Source organism: Desulfogranum mediterraneum DSM 13871 (genome assembly GCF_000429965.1).
GTDB lineage: Bacteria > Desulfobacterota > Desulfobulbia > Desulfobulbales > Desulfobulbaceae > Desulfogranum > Desulfogranum mediterraneum.
In genome coordinates this window covers 93,114-107,796 of sequence record NZ_AUCW01000003.1, presented here as the reverse complement: position 1 = coordinate 107,796, position 14,683 = coordinate 93,114, and the positions used below count along the sequence as shown (strand labels likewise).

12 protein-coding genes are annotated in these 14,683 nt (G+C 60.6%); 5 read left to right on the top strand and 7 right to left on the bottom strand.

Annotated elements, in window-relative coordinates; genetic code table 11:
- Positions 1-54: 54 nt before the first annotated feature.
- Positions 55-1,065 (top strand): NAD-dependent epimerase, encoded by a 1,011-nt coding sequence (locus tag G494_RS0100450; protein ID WP_028582928.1) that lies wholly within the window; start codon positions 55-57, stop codon positions 1,063-1,065.
- 148 nt (positions 1,066-1,213) lie between these two features.
- Here G494_RS0100450 and dxs read toward each other — a convergent pair whose 3' ends face one another.
- The 3 genes from dxs to G494_RS0100435 are packed head-to-tail and all read right to left on the bottom strand — an operon-like array spanning position 1,214 to position 4,243.
- On the bottom strand, positions 1,214-3,112 hold the full coding sequence (gene dxs / locus G494_RS0100445) for a 1-deoxy-D-xylulose-5-phosphate synthase (protein WP_028582927.1): 1,899 nt from the start codon (positions 3,110-3,112) through the stop codon (positions 1,214-1,216).
- Positions 3,113-3,123: 11 nt separating this feature from the next.
- Positions 3,124-4,020, bottom strand: coding sequence for a polyprenyl synthetase family protein (locus G494_RS0100440; RefSeq protein WP_028582926.1), 897 nt, complete (start codon positions 4,018-4,020; stop codon positions 3,124-3,126).
- Positions 4,010-4,243: an exodeoxyribonuclease VII small subunit gene (locus G494_RS0100435; protein WP_028582925.1), complete on the bottom strand. Its 234-nt coding sequence runs from the start codon at positions 4,241-4,243 to the stop codon at positions 4,010-4,012. The genes G494_RS0100440 and G494_RS0100435 overlap by 11 nt, the downstream gene beginning before the upstream one ends.
- A 122-nt stretch (positions 4,244-4,365) precedes the next feature.
- On the opposite strand from G494_RS0100435, the gene G494_RS0100430 reads away from it, so the two are divergent.
- The 4 genes from G494_RS0100430 to G494_RS0100415 all read left to right on the top strand — a co-directional run bounded on the left by G494_RS0100430 (position 4,366) and on the right by G494_RS0100415 (position 8,112).
- Entirely contained in the window at positions 4,366-5,277 is a 912-nt protein-coding gene (locus tag G494_RS0100430) for a tyrosine recombinase XerC (protein WP_028582924.1), read from the top strand.
- A gap of 267 nt (positions 5,278-5,544) precedes the next feature.
- On the top strand, positions 5,545-6,108 hold the full coding sequence (gene hslV, locus G494_RS0100425) for an ATP-dependent protease subunit HslV (RefSeq protein WP_208597620.1): 564 nt from the start codon (positions 5,545-5,547) through the stop codon (positions 6,106-6,108).
- Entirely contained in the window at positions 6,080-7,495 is a 1,416-nt protein-coding gene (hslU, locus tag G494_RS0100420; protein ID WP_028582922.1) for an ATP-dependent protease ATPase subunit HslU, read from the top strand. The genes hslV and hslU overlap by 29 nt, the downstream gene beginning before the upstream one ends.
- An 83-nt stretch (positions 7,496-7,578) precedes the next feature.
- A complete protein-coding gene (locus G494_RS0100415) occupies positions 7,579-8,112 on the top strand; it encodes a zinc ribbon-containing (seleno)protein DG (protein WP_035245007.1) in 534 nt (177 codons plus the stop codon).
- Positions 8,113-8,351: 239 nt separating this feature from the next.
- On the opposite strand, the gene G494_RS0100410 is transcribed toward G494_RS0100415, so the two are convergent.
- The 4 genes from G494_RS0100410 to dnaE all read right to left on the bottom strand — a co-directional run bounded on the left by G494_RS0100410 (position 8,352) and on the right by dnaE (position 14,606).
- Positions 8,352-8,630 (bottom strand): RNA recognition motif domain-containing protein, encoded by a 279-nt coding sequence (locus G494_RS0100410; RefSeq protein WP_028582920.1) that lies wholly within the window; start codon positions 8,628-8,630, stop codon positions 8,352-8,354.
- Between the two features lie 111 nt (positions 8,631-8,741).
- A complete protein-coding gene (locus G494_RS0100405; RefSeq protein ID WP_028582919.1) occupies positions 8,742-10,448 on the bottom strand; it encodes a DEAD/DEAH box helicase in 1,707 nt (568 codons plus the stop codon).
- Between the two features lie 112 nt (positions 10,449-10,560).
- Complete coding sequence (locus G494_RS0100400) at positions 10,561-10,761, bottom strand: cold shock domain-containing protein (protein WP_028582918.1); 201 nt, start codon at positions 10,759-10,761, stop codon at positions 10,561-10,563.
- 326 nt (positions 10,762-11,087) lie between these two features.
- Entirely contained in the window at positions 11,088-14,606 is a 3,519-nt protein-coding gene (gene dnaE, locus G494_RS0100395) for a DNA polymerase III subunit alpha (RefSeq protein WP_028582917.1), read from the bottom strand.
- Positions 14,607-14,683 lie beyond the last annotated feature (77 nt).

The window sequence follows — 14,683 nt, the reverse complement described above, 5'->3', positions numbered from 1 at the left end:
TCTGACCAGGGTCGAGGCCCTGTTGTTAACCTCAGCAACGGTGAACTGGCCACGATGAAGACCCTGCTTGTAACCGGTGCTGCCGGCTTTATCGGTCATAACCTGACCCTCCAACTGCTCAGGCAGGGGCGGCAGGTAGTCGGCCTGGATAACCTCAACGACTACTACGATCCCCAGTTGAAACGGGATCGTCTGGCGCAGCTCTTGCCCTCGGCCTCCTTTACCCACGCCGATATTGACCTGGCTGACCGGGATCAGGTGGCGGCCCTCTTTGGCGAGTATCGCTTCGATGCGGTGGTCAACCTGGCTGCCCAGGCCGGGGTCCGCTATTCCCTGATCAATCCCCACTCCTATGTGGACACCAACCTGGTGGGCTTTGTCAATCTGCTGGAAGGGTGCCGCCACAGCGGGGTCAGGCACCTGGTCTATGCCTCGTCCAGTTCGGTCTATGGGGCCAACACCCGGATGCCCTTCTCGGTCCACGACAACGTCGATCACCCGGTCTCCCTCTACGCAGCCTCTAAAAAGGCCAACGAGCTGATGGCCCATACCTACAGCCATCTCTTTGGCCTGGCCACCACCGGGCTGCGTTTTTTCACGGTCTACGGGCCGTGGGGAAGGCCGGATATGGCGCTGTTCCTCTTCACCAAGGCCATCCTTGAGGGCCGGCCCATCAATGTCTTCAACAACGGCAACATGGAACGGGACTTCACCTATATCGACGACATCGTCGAAGGGGTGGTCCGGGTCATCGATCACCTGCCCAGGCCCGATGGCAGCTGGAACGGTGATGCCCCGGATCCGGGCACCAGCTACTGTCCCTGGCGGGTCTTCAACATCGGCAACAACCATAAGGAAAAGCTGATGCGTTATATCGAGGTGCTGGAAGAGTGCCTCGGTCAGAAGGCTGAAAAGAACTTTCTGCCCATGCAGGACGGCGATGTCCCAGCCACCTATGCCAATGTGGATGATCTGGTTCGGGAGATCGACTTTAAGCCGGCCACCTCCATCGAGGAGGGGGTCCAGCGTTTTGTGGATTGGTATCGGGACTACTATCGGATCTGAAACGGCCCGGCCCTTTGCTTCCCTTAAAAAAAAACAGAGACTGCCTGGCAGTCTCTGTTTTTTTTTGGGCACTAGAGCCCCCCTGGGCGAGCCGAACGAAGTGAGGGGGCGGGGAGCTGCCCTCTTCAGCTGAGTTGGACGTATCGGTCTAGGCCTGGATCATTTTCAGGGCAGCCCTGATGATCCCGGCAGGATCGATGCCGGCCTCCTGCCAGAGCACCTCCTGGGGACCTTGCTCGATGAAGTGATCTGGATAGCCGAGGGTGGCCAGGGGGAGGCTGATCCCCCTCTGGTTGAGCATCTGCAGCACCGTAGCGCCAAAGCCGCCCTGGATGGCGTTGTCCTCGATGGTGATCACCCGACCGGTCTGTTCGGCCCAGCTACTGATCAGCTCCTCGTCCAGGGGTTTGATGAAGCGGGGGTTGACCACCGCTGCCTGGATCCCCAATCCTGCTAGCTCGTTGGCCGCCGTCAGGGCCGGGTAGACCCGGTTGCCCACCGGCAGCAGGAGCAGGTCGCTGCCCTCCCTGAGCAACTCGCCCCTGCCGTGGGCGAGCGCGGTCAGCTCCTGATCCAGGGGGATGCCTTCCCCCGTGCCCCGAGGGTAGCGCAGCACCACCGGGCCCTCATGGAGGCTGGCGGTGTAGAGCATGTGCTGGAGCTCATTTTCGTCCTTGGGCGCCATCATGGTGAGGTTGGGGATAAAGGGCAGGAAGGAGAGGTCAAAGACTCCATGGTGGGTGGGGCCGTCGGCGCCCACCACCCCGCTGCGATCCAGGGCAATGGTCACCGGCAGGTTGGGCAGGCAGACATCGTGGATCAGTTGGTCCAGGGAGCGCTGCATAAAGGAGGAGTAGACGGCAAAGAAGGGCCGCATCCCCTCCAGGGCCAGGCCGGCGGCAAAGGTGATGGCATGCTGCTCGGCAATGCCCACATCAAAGAATCGGTCCGGAAACTCGCAACTGAAGGGCTGGAGGCCGGTGCCGCCGGGCATGGCCGCGGTGATGGCGGTGATCCTGGGGTCTCTGCGGGCCAGGGTGCAGAGGGTGTTGCCAAAGACCTTGGTATAGGAGGGACGGCCGGGGCTTGAGCTCTTGCCCTTGCCGGTGGCGATATCAAAGGGGCCGACTCCGTGGTAGGCCCCGGGGTTTTTTTCCGCAGGGGCGTAGCCCTTGCCCTTGGTGGTTATCACATGGACCAGCACCGGGCCGTGGTTATGGTCGCGGACATTGGTCAGGGTGGCGATCAGGCTGTCCAGATCATGGCCCGGGATGGGGCCGACATACTTGAATTTCAGGGCCTCGAAGAGGATTCCCGGGGTGAGGAAGACCTTGAGGCTCTCCTCACTCTTGCGCAGCAGGGAGAGCAGGTTTTCGCCCACCGAGGAGAGCGACATCAACCGTTCTTCGATGTGATCGCGCAGCCTCCGGATGGTCTTGCCGGTCATCCTTTGGCTCAGGAAGCTGGAGAAGGCGCCCACATTCGGGGAGATGGACATCTCGTTGTCGTTGAGGATCACCACCAGGTCCTTATCCAGGTCCCCGGCGTGGCTCAGCGCCTCAAAGGCCATACCCGCGGTCATGGAGCCGTCGCCGATGACGGCAATGGTCTTGCCCTGCTCCTGCCGCAGCTTCTTGGCCACGGCCATGCCCAGGCTGTAGGAGATGGAGGTGGAACTGTGTCCGGTCTCCACCGGATCATAGATGCTCTCCCCGCGTTTGGGAAAGCCGCTGAGCCCCTTGTGGCGGCGGAGGGTATGGAAGCGGTCCTTCCGGCCGGTGAGCAGCTTGTGGGCATAGGCCTGATGGCCCACGTCCCAGACCAGCTTGTCGCTGGGGGTGTTAAAGACATAGTGCAGCGCCATGGTGAGTTCCACCACCCCCAGGCTGGGGGCCAGGTGGCCGCCGGTCTCGGCCACCGTGGAGATGATGGTCTCCCGCAGCTCATGGGCCAGAATCTCTAACTCAGCCGGATCCAGGCTGCGCAGGTCCTGGGGGCTGTCGATGAAGTCCAGTACCTTTTGCTGCTGGTCCACCTGGGTATTCATGATGAGCATGGCTAGTTCTTCCGTTCGATGATATAGGTGGCCAGGGCCCGGAGGGGGTCGGCATGGTGGTCAAAGCCAGCCAGGGCGGTGATGGCCCGCTCCACCGCCTCTTTGGCCATGCTCCAGGATCGGTCCAGGCCGAAGAGGGAGGGATAGGTAACCTTTTCAGCGGCCTCATCGCTGCCTGCAGGCTTGCCCAGCTCTTCGGTGGTGGAGACCACATCGAGGAGGTCATCCACGATCTGAAAGGCCAGGCCGATGTTGTCGCCGTAGCTGCTCAGGGCCTGCTCCTGCTCAGGGCTGGCGCCTGCGGCCATGCCGCCGCTGAGCACGGCTGCGGTGATCAGGGCACCGGTCTTGCTGCGGTGGATGGTCTTCAGGGTCTCGTAGTCCACCTGTTTGCCCTCGTAGATCATGTCCAGGGACTGGCCGCCGACCATACCGGTGGAGCCGGCACCCCGGGCGATAAGTTCGATGATCGCCAGTCTAGCGGCTGCGGGCAGCGCGGCCTCCTCACCAGCTCTGCTGAGCAGCTCAAAGGCATAGGTCAGCAGGCCGTCACCGGCCAGGATGGCGGCTGCCTCACCGTAGATGGTGTGGTTGGTGGGCTTGCCCCGGCGCAGGTCGTCATCGTCCATGGCCGGCAGGTCATCGTGGATCAGGGAGTAGGTGTGGATACATTCCAGGGCACAGGCAAAGGGCAGGGCCACCTCTGGCTCGATCCCGGGGCTGACGGCCTCGGCACCGGCCAGACAGAGGATGGGGCGGAGCCGTTTGCCGCCGACAAAGAGGCTGTAGCGCATGGATTCCATATGTTCGGCAAAGGGGCCTGCGGCAGCGGGCATCACCTGCTTGAGCTGTTCTTCGACGATCTCTCGCTGATCCTTGAGGTATTGCTTAATCTCCACGGGAATCCTCTTCAAAGGGTACGGTTTCAAAAGAGCCGTCTCGCTTGAGCAGCAGTTCGACCCTGGACTTGGCCTCTTCCAGCTTAGAGTTGCAGAAGTCGACCAGCTGGACACCTTCGTCAAACTTCTTCAGGCTGGACTCCAGGGGCAGTTCACCGGCTTCCAGTTCTTGGGTAATCTTCTCCAGTTTGGAGAGGGCGCTTTCAAATGTTTTTTTTGCCATGGCATCAACCGCTGGTAACACTTTGTTTGAGCGAAGATTGTTTGTTCCTTGCTCTCTCTGCGAGCTGGGGGTAATCTGTTAGTTTAAACATAATAGTGCTTCCTTTCAATAGCTGTTTACCGATGATTTCATATATTGACCAATTTACCACCTGGTTACTGGTGGAGAAGGGCTACTCTCCCCACACGGTGGAGGGGTATCATCGTGACCTCCTGGAGTTTCATCGCTTCGCAGGCGCCTCGAGCGAGCCCGCCGCCATGACGCCTGTCCTGGTACAGGGATTTATCGGTCACCTCTATACCAGCAACGCCAGTGCCACGATCGGCAGGAAACTCTCTGCCCTGCGTACCTTTTCCCGTTTTCTCTCCCGCCAGGGGCTGTTGCCTAGCGATCCTCTGCAAGGGATCCGCAACCCCAAGGTCGGGCGGGCCATTCCCAACTTTCTGACCGTGGACGAGGTCTTTGCCCTCCTGGAGGCGCCGGCGGCAACAGACACCTTTCAACATCGGGACCTGGCCATCATGGAGACCCTCTACTCCACCGGGGTCCGGGTCTCGGAGTTGGTGGCCTCCAACCGGAGCGACTATCAAAAAGATACCGGTATGCTGCGGGTACTGGGCAAGGGCAACAGGGAGCGGCTGGTACCCTACGGCAGGCTCGCGGCCGAGGCCCTGGAGCGCTATCAGCCCCAGCGCGAGGCCCTGAGCATTGCCCGCCTCAGCCGGGGGCATGCCCCGGAACAGGCGGCCATGTTCCTCAACAACCGCGGTAGCCGCCTGTCGGTACGCAGTGTGGAGCGGCTCATGAAGATGTATGGGGAACGGGCCGGAATTCCTACGCCGGTGACCCCCCATGGCCTGCGTCACTCCTTTGCCACCCACCTCCTGGAGATGGGAGCCGATCTGCGGGTGGTCCAGGAACTGCTTGGCCATGTCAGCCTCTCCACCACCCAGAAGTATACCCATGTCAACGTGGAACACCTGACCCGGGTCTACGACCAGGCCCATCCCCAGGCCGGCAAGGAGGGCAGGTAGTCCCGCTGACAGGGATTGACTCCCGTCTCCCCAGTGCTTACCTTGGCCAACGTTGTCGGCCTGGAACCGAGGCGGCCCGTCTCAGCCTGATGGTCAGGATGAGGCCAAAAAACAATGGGGCCCGGCCCAAGCCCAGACAGCGGCTGAAGAGGAGATGCTGGCACCAGCTGTTTCGCCTGGTGGTGCTGCCGCCGCTGTGCTGGGCCGAGCCGGCAGCAGATATCTCATTATTCAAAATACAAATTAAATTCAGCTGTATATGGAACTATGAAAAAAATTCGATCTACGACCATCCTGGCCCTGCGTCATCGGGGCAAGGTGGTGGTTGCCGGTGACGGCCAGGTATCCCTGGGCCCCACGGTGATCAAGCATAACGCCAAGAAGGTTCGACGCCTCTATAACGATCGGGTGATCACCGGTTTTGCCGGCTCAACAGCCGATGCCTTTACCCTCTATGACCGCCTGGAGCAGAAGCTGGAACAGTTCAACGGCAACCTGATGCGGGCAGCGGTGGAACTGGCCAAGGACTGGCGTACCGATAAGATCCTGCGTCGCCTGGAGGCCATGCTGGTGGCGGTGGACAGCAGCTACTCCCTGCTGCTCTCCGGTACCGGTGACGTCATCGAGGCCGACGACGGCATCCTGGCCATCGGGTCCGGCGGACCCTATGCCCAGGCAGCGGCCCAGGCCCTGGTCCGTCACTCCGAGCTCGATGCCCCGACCATTGCCCGCAGTGCCCTGGAAATTGCCGGTTCCATCTGCGTCTATACCAACTCCAACCTGGTGGTTGAAACCTTAGAAGATGAACGTCATGAACTCGCTCACCCCTAGAGAGACCGTGGTCGAACTGGACCACTATATCATCGGTCAGGCAGCAGCCAAACGCTCTGTGGCCATTGCCCTGCGTAACCGCTGGCGCCGCCAGCAGGTCGCTTCACCCCTGCGTGAAGAGATCGCTCCCAAAAATATCATCATGATCGGGCCCACCGGCGTGGGCAAGACCGAAATCGCCCGTCGTCTGGCCCACCTTGCCCAGAGTCCCTTTATCAAGGTGGAGGCCTCCAAGTTCACCGAGGTCGGCTATGTGGGCAGGGATGTGGAATCCATGGTCCGGGATCTCACCCAGCTGGCGGTGAATATGGTGACCAAGGAGGCGGAACTGGGGGTCAGGGGCCAGGCAGAGGAGCGTGCCGAGGAGCGGCTTTTGGATCTGCTGCTGCCGGGCACGCCCCGGCAGACCCCAGGCCCTGGAACAGGGGCCGAGTCCGGAAGCGTGGTCAGCCTGGGCTATGACGGGGATGCCGGCCAGGGGCGGGGAGAGGAGAGTCCTTTGACCACCAGGGAACGGTTTCGGCAGATGCTCAGGGAGGGGAAGCTTGATCAGCGGGAGGTTGCCCTGGAGGTGTCTGCCCAGGGCGGGGCCCCCATGGTGGAGGTCTTCTCCGCCTCAGGCATGGAGGAGATGCAGAGTTCGCTCCAGGACGCCTTTTCCAAGTTTTTTCCCAAGAAGAAACAGCAGCGCACCATGAAGGTCCCCGAGGCCCTGGAGCAGCTGAAAAAAGAAGAGGCCGGCCGGCTGGTGGACAATGAATCCATTGCCGAGAAGGCCATCCGCCGGACCGAACAGTCCGGGATCATCTTCCTGGATGAGATCGATAAGATCGCCTCCAGGGGCGGCAGCGGTTCCGGATCCCCAGAGGTCTCCCGGGAAGGGGTGCAGCGGGATCTGCTGCCCATTGTCGAGGGGGTCACGGTAACCACCAAGTACGGGCCGGTAAAGACCGACCACATCCTCTTCATCGCCAGCGGGGCCTTCCATATGTGCAAGCCTTCGGACCTGGTGCCCGAGCTCCAGGGGCGCTTTCCCATCCGGGTCAGCCTCGATGCCCTGGGCGAGGAGGAGTTCTTCCGGATCCTGACCGAACCGCAGAACGCCCTGGTCAAACAGTATACCGCCCTGATGGCCACCGAGGATATTGAGCTGGTCTTCAGCGAGGATGCCATCCGGGAGATGGCCCGGATTGCGGTTCAGGTTAACCAGAAGACCGAAGATATCGGGGCCCGGCGACTGCACACCATCATCGAGCGGGTCCTGGACGCGGTCTCCTTCGACGCTCCGGAGCGGGAGGAGTTGCACTTCAGGGTTACCGCCGAATATGTCCGGGAGCAGCTTGCCGACATTTCCGAAGACGAGGACCTCAGCCGCTACATCCTCTAGTCTTTTTTTGTGAACCAGAACCTGGCTGCTGTCTGTCACCAAACCATCGTTCAGGGACAGGCAGCGGCTGACGAGAGCAGATAATGCAGTTGGAACAGATAGAAGCGGAGTTGAAGTACTGTCCGCGGTGCGGTGAGGAGTATCGGCCTGAAATAAGCCAATGCGCTGCTTGCAGCCTGGAGCTGATCCAGGGGGCGCGGTTGCGGGAGATCCTGGCGCAGCAGGCCCGTGCCCAGGGGGAACGCTCCCTGGAGATCGCAGCCGGTGAGGAGCTGGTGACCATCCGTCAGGGACCGCTCCTCCAGATTAAGGCGCTGCAGGCCTACCTGATCGAGCACTCCCTGCCCTCTCTGATTGCGGCAGAAACCCAGGCCGGCTGCACCAAGGGGTGTTGTGGCAGCGAGGTGTTGCTCCAGGTACGGTTGGCAGATCTGGAAGAGGTCCTGGCAGTACTGGCCCAGGAACATCAGCGCAGTACGGGCTTGGCGGAGTTTGACACCACCCACTCCGGGGCGGTCTATGATCCGACAGCAGCAGAGGCAACCTGTCCGGCCTGCGGCAGCTGTTTTTCCACCCAATCGACGGTCTGTCCCGAATGTGGGCTCTGTTTCGCCTGAGCCGGAGCCAGGGAGCAGGCGCTGCTGCCCACAGGGAGGGGGTGGGCCTTGAGGCCGGGGCGCCGGGGAGAGGCTGCTCCGGGAAGAGTACGCGCCCTTCGTCTCAGGCTACAGTCCCAGGGTACAGCCCTTGAAACGGTCTGCCTCCAGCTGAGGAGCGTTGTCCCGGCTCAGTCCCGCCCAGAGCGGAGCCAAGCCGGAGCCAGCACGCCTGGCCGGATCATGGGCAAGGCCGGCGGCTAAAAGCGTGAGCGGCGTTTGTTGCGTTTGTTGCGCTTCTGGGGTTGGACCTGGTTGACCTTGATCTCCCGGCCCTTGAACATGGACTTGTTCAGGGCCTTGATGGCGGTGTCAGCCTCGGAGTTGTTGGGCATATCCACAAAGGCAAACCCCTTGGATCGACCCGAATAGCGGTCCATGATCAGATTTGCACTGGCGACCTCTCCGAAGGGGGTGAAGAGTTCCGTCAGGTCACTTTCGCTGACGTCAAAGGGTAATTGTCCAACATAGATATTCATAGGGTCGATCTCCTCAGATGGTTGCTGCAGGGGGACTCACTGCAGTGAGCTGCCTCTTCCGCAGGAAAGAGGCAGGTGGTTATATCGGTTTGACCCGAGCGCTGGGGCAGCTTAGGCATGTTTAAATTTTCTCCGCTTGCTGCGGCGTAATTCTCCCTGTTTGGGGTGGCGGATGGGCGGTTTGCCCCGGGCAATGGTGATGGATACGGTCTTGCCGTTGATGGTGGTATGGCGAAAGGCGTTCATGATCTGGGGGATATACCTGCTGTCCGCCTCCAGAAAGGCTGAAGTCTGCATGATGTCGATCTTTCCCACCTTGATCCGGCCGCCGCCCGGCGCTCCATTGATGGTACCGATCAAGCCCTGGGGCAGCAGGCCGTCCTTGCGGCCGACGTTGAGGTGAAATCGGGTGAACTGATGCTTGCCGCCGGCAAAGCGCTGCTCGTTTTTGCCGCTGCGTTCCTGGTGACTGGCCCGCTTGAGTTCCCCCTCCTTGATGTTCAGGTCCGGGGCATTGCGGTAGTAGTTGAAGAACTGCTTGAACTCACGGGAGAGGAGCTTCTTGATCAACTCCTCCCGGCTGACCTCGGCCAGCATTGCGGCGATCTCCGGGTAGAGCTGATCCACCTGCTCACAGTCCACCTCGGTGGTGGTCAGGGACTCGGCCAGGTTGAACAGCTGTTTCTTGCAGATGTCCAGGCCCGAAGGGATCTGTTTGCGGCTGAACTTCTTCTTGATCTTTTTTTCGATCTGCCGGATTCGAAACTGCTCCCGGGCCTGGATAATGGCCACCGAGGTGCCCTTACGCCCGGCCCGGCCGGTACGGCCGCTGCGGTGGGTGTAGTTGGCGATATCATCGGGCAGGTTGTAGTTGATCACATGGCTGAGGTCGTTGACATCCAGGCCGCGGGCCGCCACATCGGTGGCCACCAGGATCTGGAGACTCTTGCGGCGAAACTTCTGCATCACCTGGTCCCGTTGTGCCTGGGAGAGGTCACCGTGGAGGGCCTCGGCATTATAGCCGTCCTGGGAGAGCTTGTCGGCCACCTCCTGGGTCTCCTGGCGGGTTCGGCAGAAGATGATGGAGTAGTTGCCAGGTGCGTTGTCAACGATCCGTTTCAGGGCCGGGTAGCGGTTTCTGGCCTGGACCAGATAGTACTCGTGCTCCACATGCTCGGCCCCGGCATTGAGTTTGCCGATGGTCACCTCCATGGGCTCGCTCATGTACTTGCCGGCAATATTCTTGATCTCCCGGGACATGGTGGCCGAGAAGAGCAGGGTATTCTTTTCTGCAGGGGTCTGGGCCAGGATGGCGTTGAGCTCTTCCTGAAAGCCCATGTTGAGCATCTCGTCCGCCTCGTCAAAGATCGCATAGCGGACCTGGGAGATATCCACCTGACCGCGGTTGATCAGGTCGTTGAGCCGACCCGGGGTGGCGACAATGATTTGGGTGCCGCGGCGCAGCATCCGGATCTGCTGTTCCATGCTGGCGCCGCCGTAGATGGCGGCAATGTTGAGGCCTTTGACGTAGCGGGCAAAGGCCGTTAAGTCGCGGCTGACCTGCACACAGAGTTCCCGGGTCGGGCAGAGGACCAGGGCCTGGGTCTGGCGGGTGGCCTCCTCGGTCAACTGGATCAGGGGCAGACCAAAGGCAGCGGTCTTGCCGGTGCCGGTCTGGGCCAGGCAGATCATGTCTGCCTGCTGGTCCAGGATCAGGGGGATGACCTCTTCCTGGATAGGGGTTGGTTGTTCAAAGCCGATGGCAGCAATGCCCTTGAGGAGATCATCGTTGATCCCTAGTGTTACAAATGTATTCATAGTGTTTCAGCGGTACGGATGGAAGTGAAGGAGAGAGGAAGGCCGGTAACGGCCAAAAAAAATGCCCTGCTCATCGCAGGGCATTTTCTATGGTGCTATGTTGTGCAAAGGTTTAGAGCTGAACCACATTGGCCGCAGCCGGACCTTTCTGGCCCTCAACTATTTCAAATTCTACCTCTGCACCTTCGTCAAGGGTCTTGTAGTTGTCGGCTTGAATGGCGGAGTAATGGACAAAGACATCTGCTCCATTCTCCTGTTCAATAAAGCCAAAGCCCTTGGAGGCATTAAACCATTTTACAATACCTGTGTTCACTTCGTACTTCCTTTCTCGTGCGTCCTGTGTGGACCTTTAGTTGATGAGAATATCACCGCAAAAAACAGAAAAAAAAACGTCCAATCCCATGGAAGATGATTGGACGAAGGGGTATAACAATCTCTCATGATAAAACAGATGATATTCTACTGCTGCTTTCTATTTACCCCCATTTCCTGAATAAAGCAATCCGTTTTTTATAATTCCTTATTTTTCCATGAAAGTGCAGGCCTGTCCCTGGACCCCGGCAGGCTTCGCGCTCCCCGGAGGAGTCCCGGCCAGCGGCCGTCCGGTCCGGCCGCTGCAGCCGGCCCGGGAGGTCGGCATCAGTTGCCGGCTCTGGCCGGATAGCGTTTGCCGTTGCCCCGTCTTCTGACCTCAGGGGTCCTCATCTGCAGGGCCAGGGCCCGCTCTCCGCAGAGGCCTGCGATATCATGGTAAAAGGCGGGGCAGGCTCGGATGGTCAGGTCCTTGAGGATCTCGATATCCACCTGGCCCCGGCCGTCGAAGTGGAGAGTGAGGTTGAGCGGGGTGGTGCCGTGGTACTGATAGAGCAACTCCTTGAGTTGGATCATATGCTGGCGGGAGGTGGCCTCGGCCCGGAGGGTGATCGCCGCCTTTTCGGCGTAGCGTTCCATGGCCTCTTCCACCCTGGTGATCTCCTGGGCAATGATCTTGGCGCCCCGTTCCCCCTGTTGGACCGTGCCCAGGACGATCAGGGGATGATCGCTTAGGAGCAGCTCGCTGCAGTCGGCAAAGGTGGAGGGAAAGACGATCACCTCCACCTTGGCTGCCATGTCCTCCAGGGAGACAAAGGCCATCCGGTCACCCTTCTTGGATTTATGTTCCTTGTAGGAGGTGATCAGGCCGCCGATCCGGACTGCTTGCCCCTCCCGCCAGCCGTCCAACCCTTCGATCTCGGTATCCGCGATCAGGCCAATATCCTGCTTCACCCCCTCCAGGGGATGGCCGGTGAGGAAGAAGCCGATGGTCTCCTTCTCAAAGCCAAGCTTCTGCAACTCCGGCCACTCCAGGATAGGGGGCAGGGTGATGGTGGTGGAGCTGGCAGCCTCTGGAGTCGCGGCCAGACCAAAGAGGCTCATCTGGCCGCTCAGCCGGTCGCGCTGGATGGCCTTGGCCTGTTCCAGGGCCTGGTCCAGGACCTCCATGTACTGGGCCCGCTTGCCCCCCATGGAGTCAAAGGCCCCGGCCTTGATCAGGCTCTCCACCACCTTGCGGTTGACCCGGCTGCCGTCGATCCGGCTGCAGAAATCGTCCAGGGAGGCAAATGGGCCGTTCTCCTTGCGCTCGGCCAGGATGGAGTCCAGGGCCGCACCGCCGACATTCTTCACCGCAGCCAGACCGAAACGGATCCGGTCCTGGATGACGGTGAAGTCGTTGAAGGACTCGTTGATATCCGGGGGCAGGACATCGATCTCGTTCTGGCGGCACTCGCTGATATACTTGACCACCTTTTCGGTGTTATCCACGTCACAGGAGAGCAGGGCGGCAAAGAACTGGGCCGGATAGTGGGCCTTGAGATAGGCTGTCTGGTAGGCGATCAGGGCATAGGCGGCCGAGTGGGACTTGTTGAAGCCGTAGCCGGCAAACTTGGCCATCAGGTCAAAGATGTATTTGGCCTTGTCCTTGTCCACCTGCTTCTTCTCGGCCCCGGCCATGAATTTTTCCCGTTCCTCCTCCATGACCTCGGGGATCTTCTTGCCCATGGCCCTCCGGAGGATATCCGCATCACCCAGGCTGTAGCCGGCCAGGATGTTGGAGATCTTCATGACCTGTTCCTGGTAGACGATCACCCCGTAGGTCTCCTCCAGGACCGGTTTGATCTGGGGCAGGGGGTAGTCGGGAAGCTGCCGGCCGTGTTTGGTCTCGACAAAGGTGTCCACCATGCCAGAATCCAGGGGACCCGGGCGGTAGAGGGCCACCAGGGCGATCAGGTCGGTGAACTGCTCGGGGTGCATCTTGATCAAGAGCTCCCGCATGCCGTCGCTCTCCAGCTGAAAGACCCCTAGGCTGTCGCCCCGGCAGAGCAGGTCATAGGCCTTGGCATCGTCCATGGGGATCTTGCTCAGCTCGATCTCTTTGCCCACATCATAGGCGATCACCTTCAGGGCCCGGTCGATCACGGTCAGGGTCTTGAGGCCGAGGAAGTCGAACTTGATCAGTCCGGTCTTCTCGGTGTACTTCATGTCATACTGGGTGAGGATCTCTTTGTTGGGGCCGATGCAGACCGGCAGGTAGTCCACCAGGGGGGTGGGGGAGATCACCACCCCGGCGGCATGGGTGGACTTGTGCCGGGAGAGGCCCTCCAGGGTCTGGGCCACGGTGAGCAGCTCGCGGACATCGTCCTCCTTCATCGCATCCCGCAGGCGGGGCTCCTTGTCGATGGCCTTCTTGAGGGTGATCTTGAGCTCGTCGGGTACCAGCTTGGCGATCCGGTCCACCACCGGCAGAGGGATCTCCAGCACCCGGCCCACGTCGCGGAGCACGGCCCTGGCCTTCATGGAACCATAGGCCACGATCTGGGCCACATAGTCGTCGCCGCCGTAGCGCCGGCGGACATAGTCGATCACCTCGTCGCGGCGATCCTTGCAGAAGTCCACATCAAAGTCAGGCATGGACATCCGCTCCACATTGAGGAAGCGCTCAAAGATCAGACCATAGGGGATGGGGTCGATATCGGTGATGGCCATGGCAAAGGCGGCCAGGCTGCCTGCCCCGGAACCCCGTCCCGGACCCACCGGGATCTTCTGCTCCTTGGCCCAGGTGATAAAGTCGGACACGATCAGGAAGTAGCCGGAAAATCCCATGGTCTTGATCACCCCGATCTCCATGGTCAATCGGTCGCGGTAGACCTGTTCCAGCTCCTGATCCACCTCCTGGAGTTCCCTCAGGTGCTCAAGCCGTTCCTTCAAGCCGTCCCAGCAGGCCCGTTCAAAGAGGCTCTCCAGGGTATCTTGCTCGGGCACCGGAAAGATCGGGAAGTGATGGGCCCCGAAGCTGAGCTCCAGCTTGCAGCGCTCCGCCACCTCCAGGGTGTTGCTCACCGCCTGGGGGCAGTAGTGGAACTGGGCAGCGATCTCGTCCGGGGTCTTGAAGTAGAGCTCCTGGGTGGGGAAGCGGAAGCGGCTGGGGTCGCTGATGGTCTTGCCGGTCTGGATGGAGAGCAGCACCTCATGGGCATAGGACTCCTCCCTGGTCAGGTAGTGGCAGTCATTGGTGGCCACCAGCTTGATCCCCAGCTCGTCGGCAAGCTCCATCATCCCGTTGTTGGCCAGCCGCTGCTCCGGGATGCCGTTTTCCTGGAGCTCAAAGTAGAGCCGGTCGCCGAAGACCTCCTGGATCTCCCGGGCCTTGGCCCGTGCCCCGGCCGGATCATTATGGGTGATCCTCCAGGGGACCTCGCCGTGGAGACAGGCAGTGAGCACGATCAAGCCCTCACTGTGGGCATAGAGGGTGGCAAAGTCGATCCTGGGTTTGTAGTAAAATCCCCTGGTCTGGGCCAGGGAGGTGAGCTTCATCAGGTTGGCGTAGCCGCGGGCATTGGTGGCCAGGGCCACCAGATGGAAGTTGTGGCCGGCAGAGCGATCATGGATCAGCATGCCTTTTTCAGCCACATAGAACTCACAGCCCACCAGGGGTTTGATCCCGGCCTTGGTGGCTTTTTCGTAGAACTCCAGGGCCCCGTACATGGCGCCGTGGTCGGTGACGGCCACGGCCTCCATATCGAGTTCGATGGTACGGTTGATCAGGTCTTGAAGGCGGATGGCGCCGTCCAGCATGGAGTACTGGGTATGGACATGGAGATGAACAAAGGGTGCGGACATGGATGGTATCGAGGGTGTTGATGGTTGACGATCGCCTGAACCCCGGGCCGTGCAGTCGGATCCGGGCTCAAGGTCGG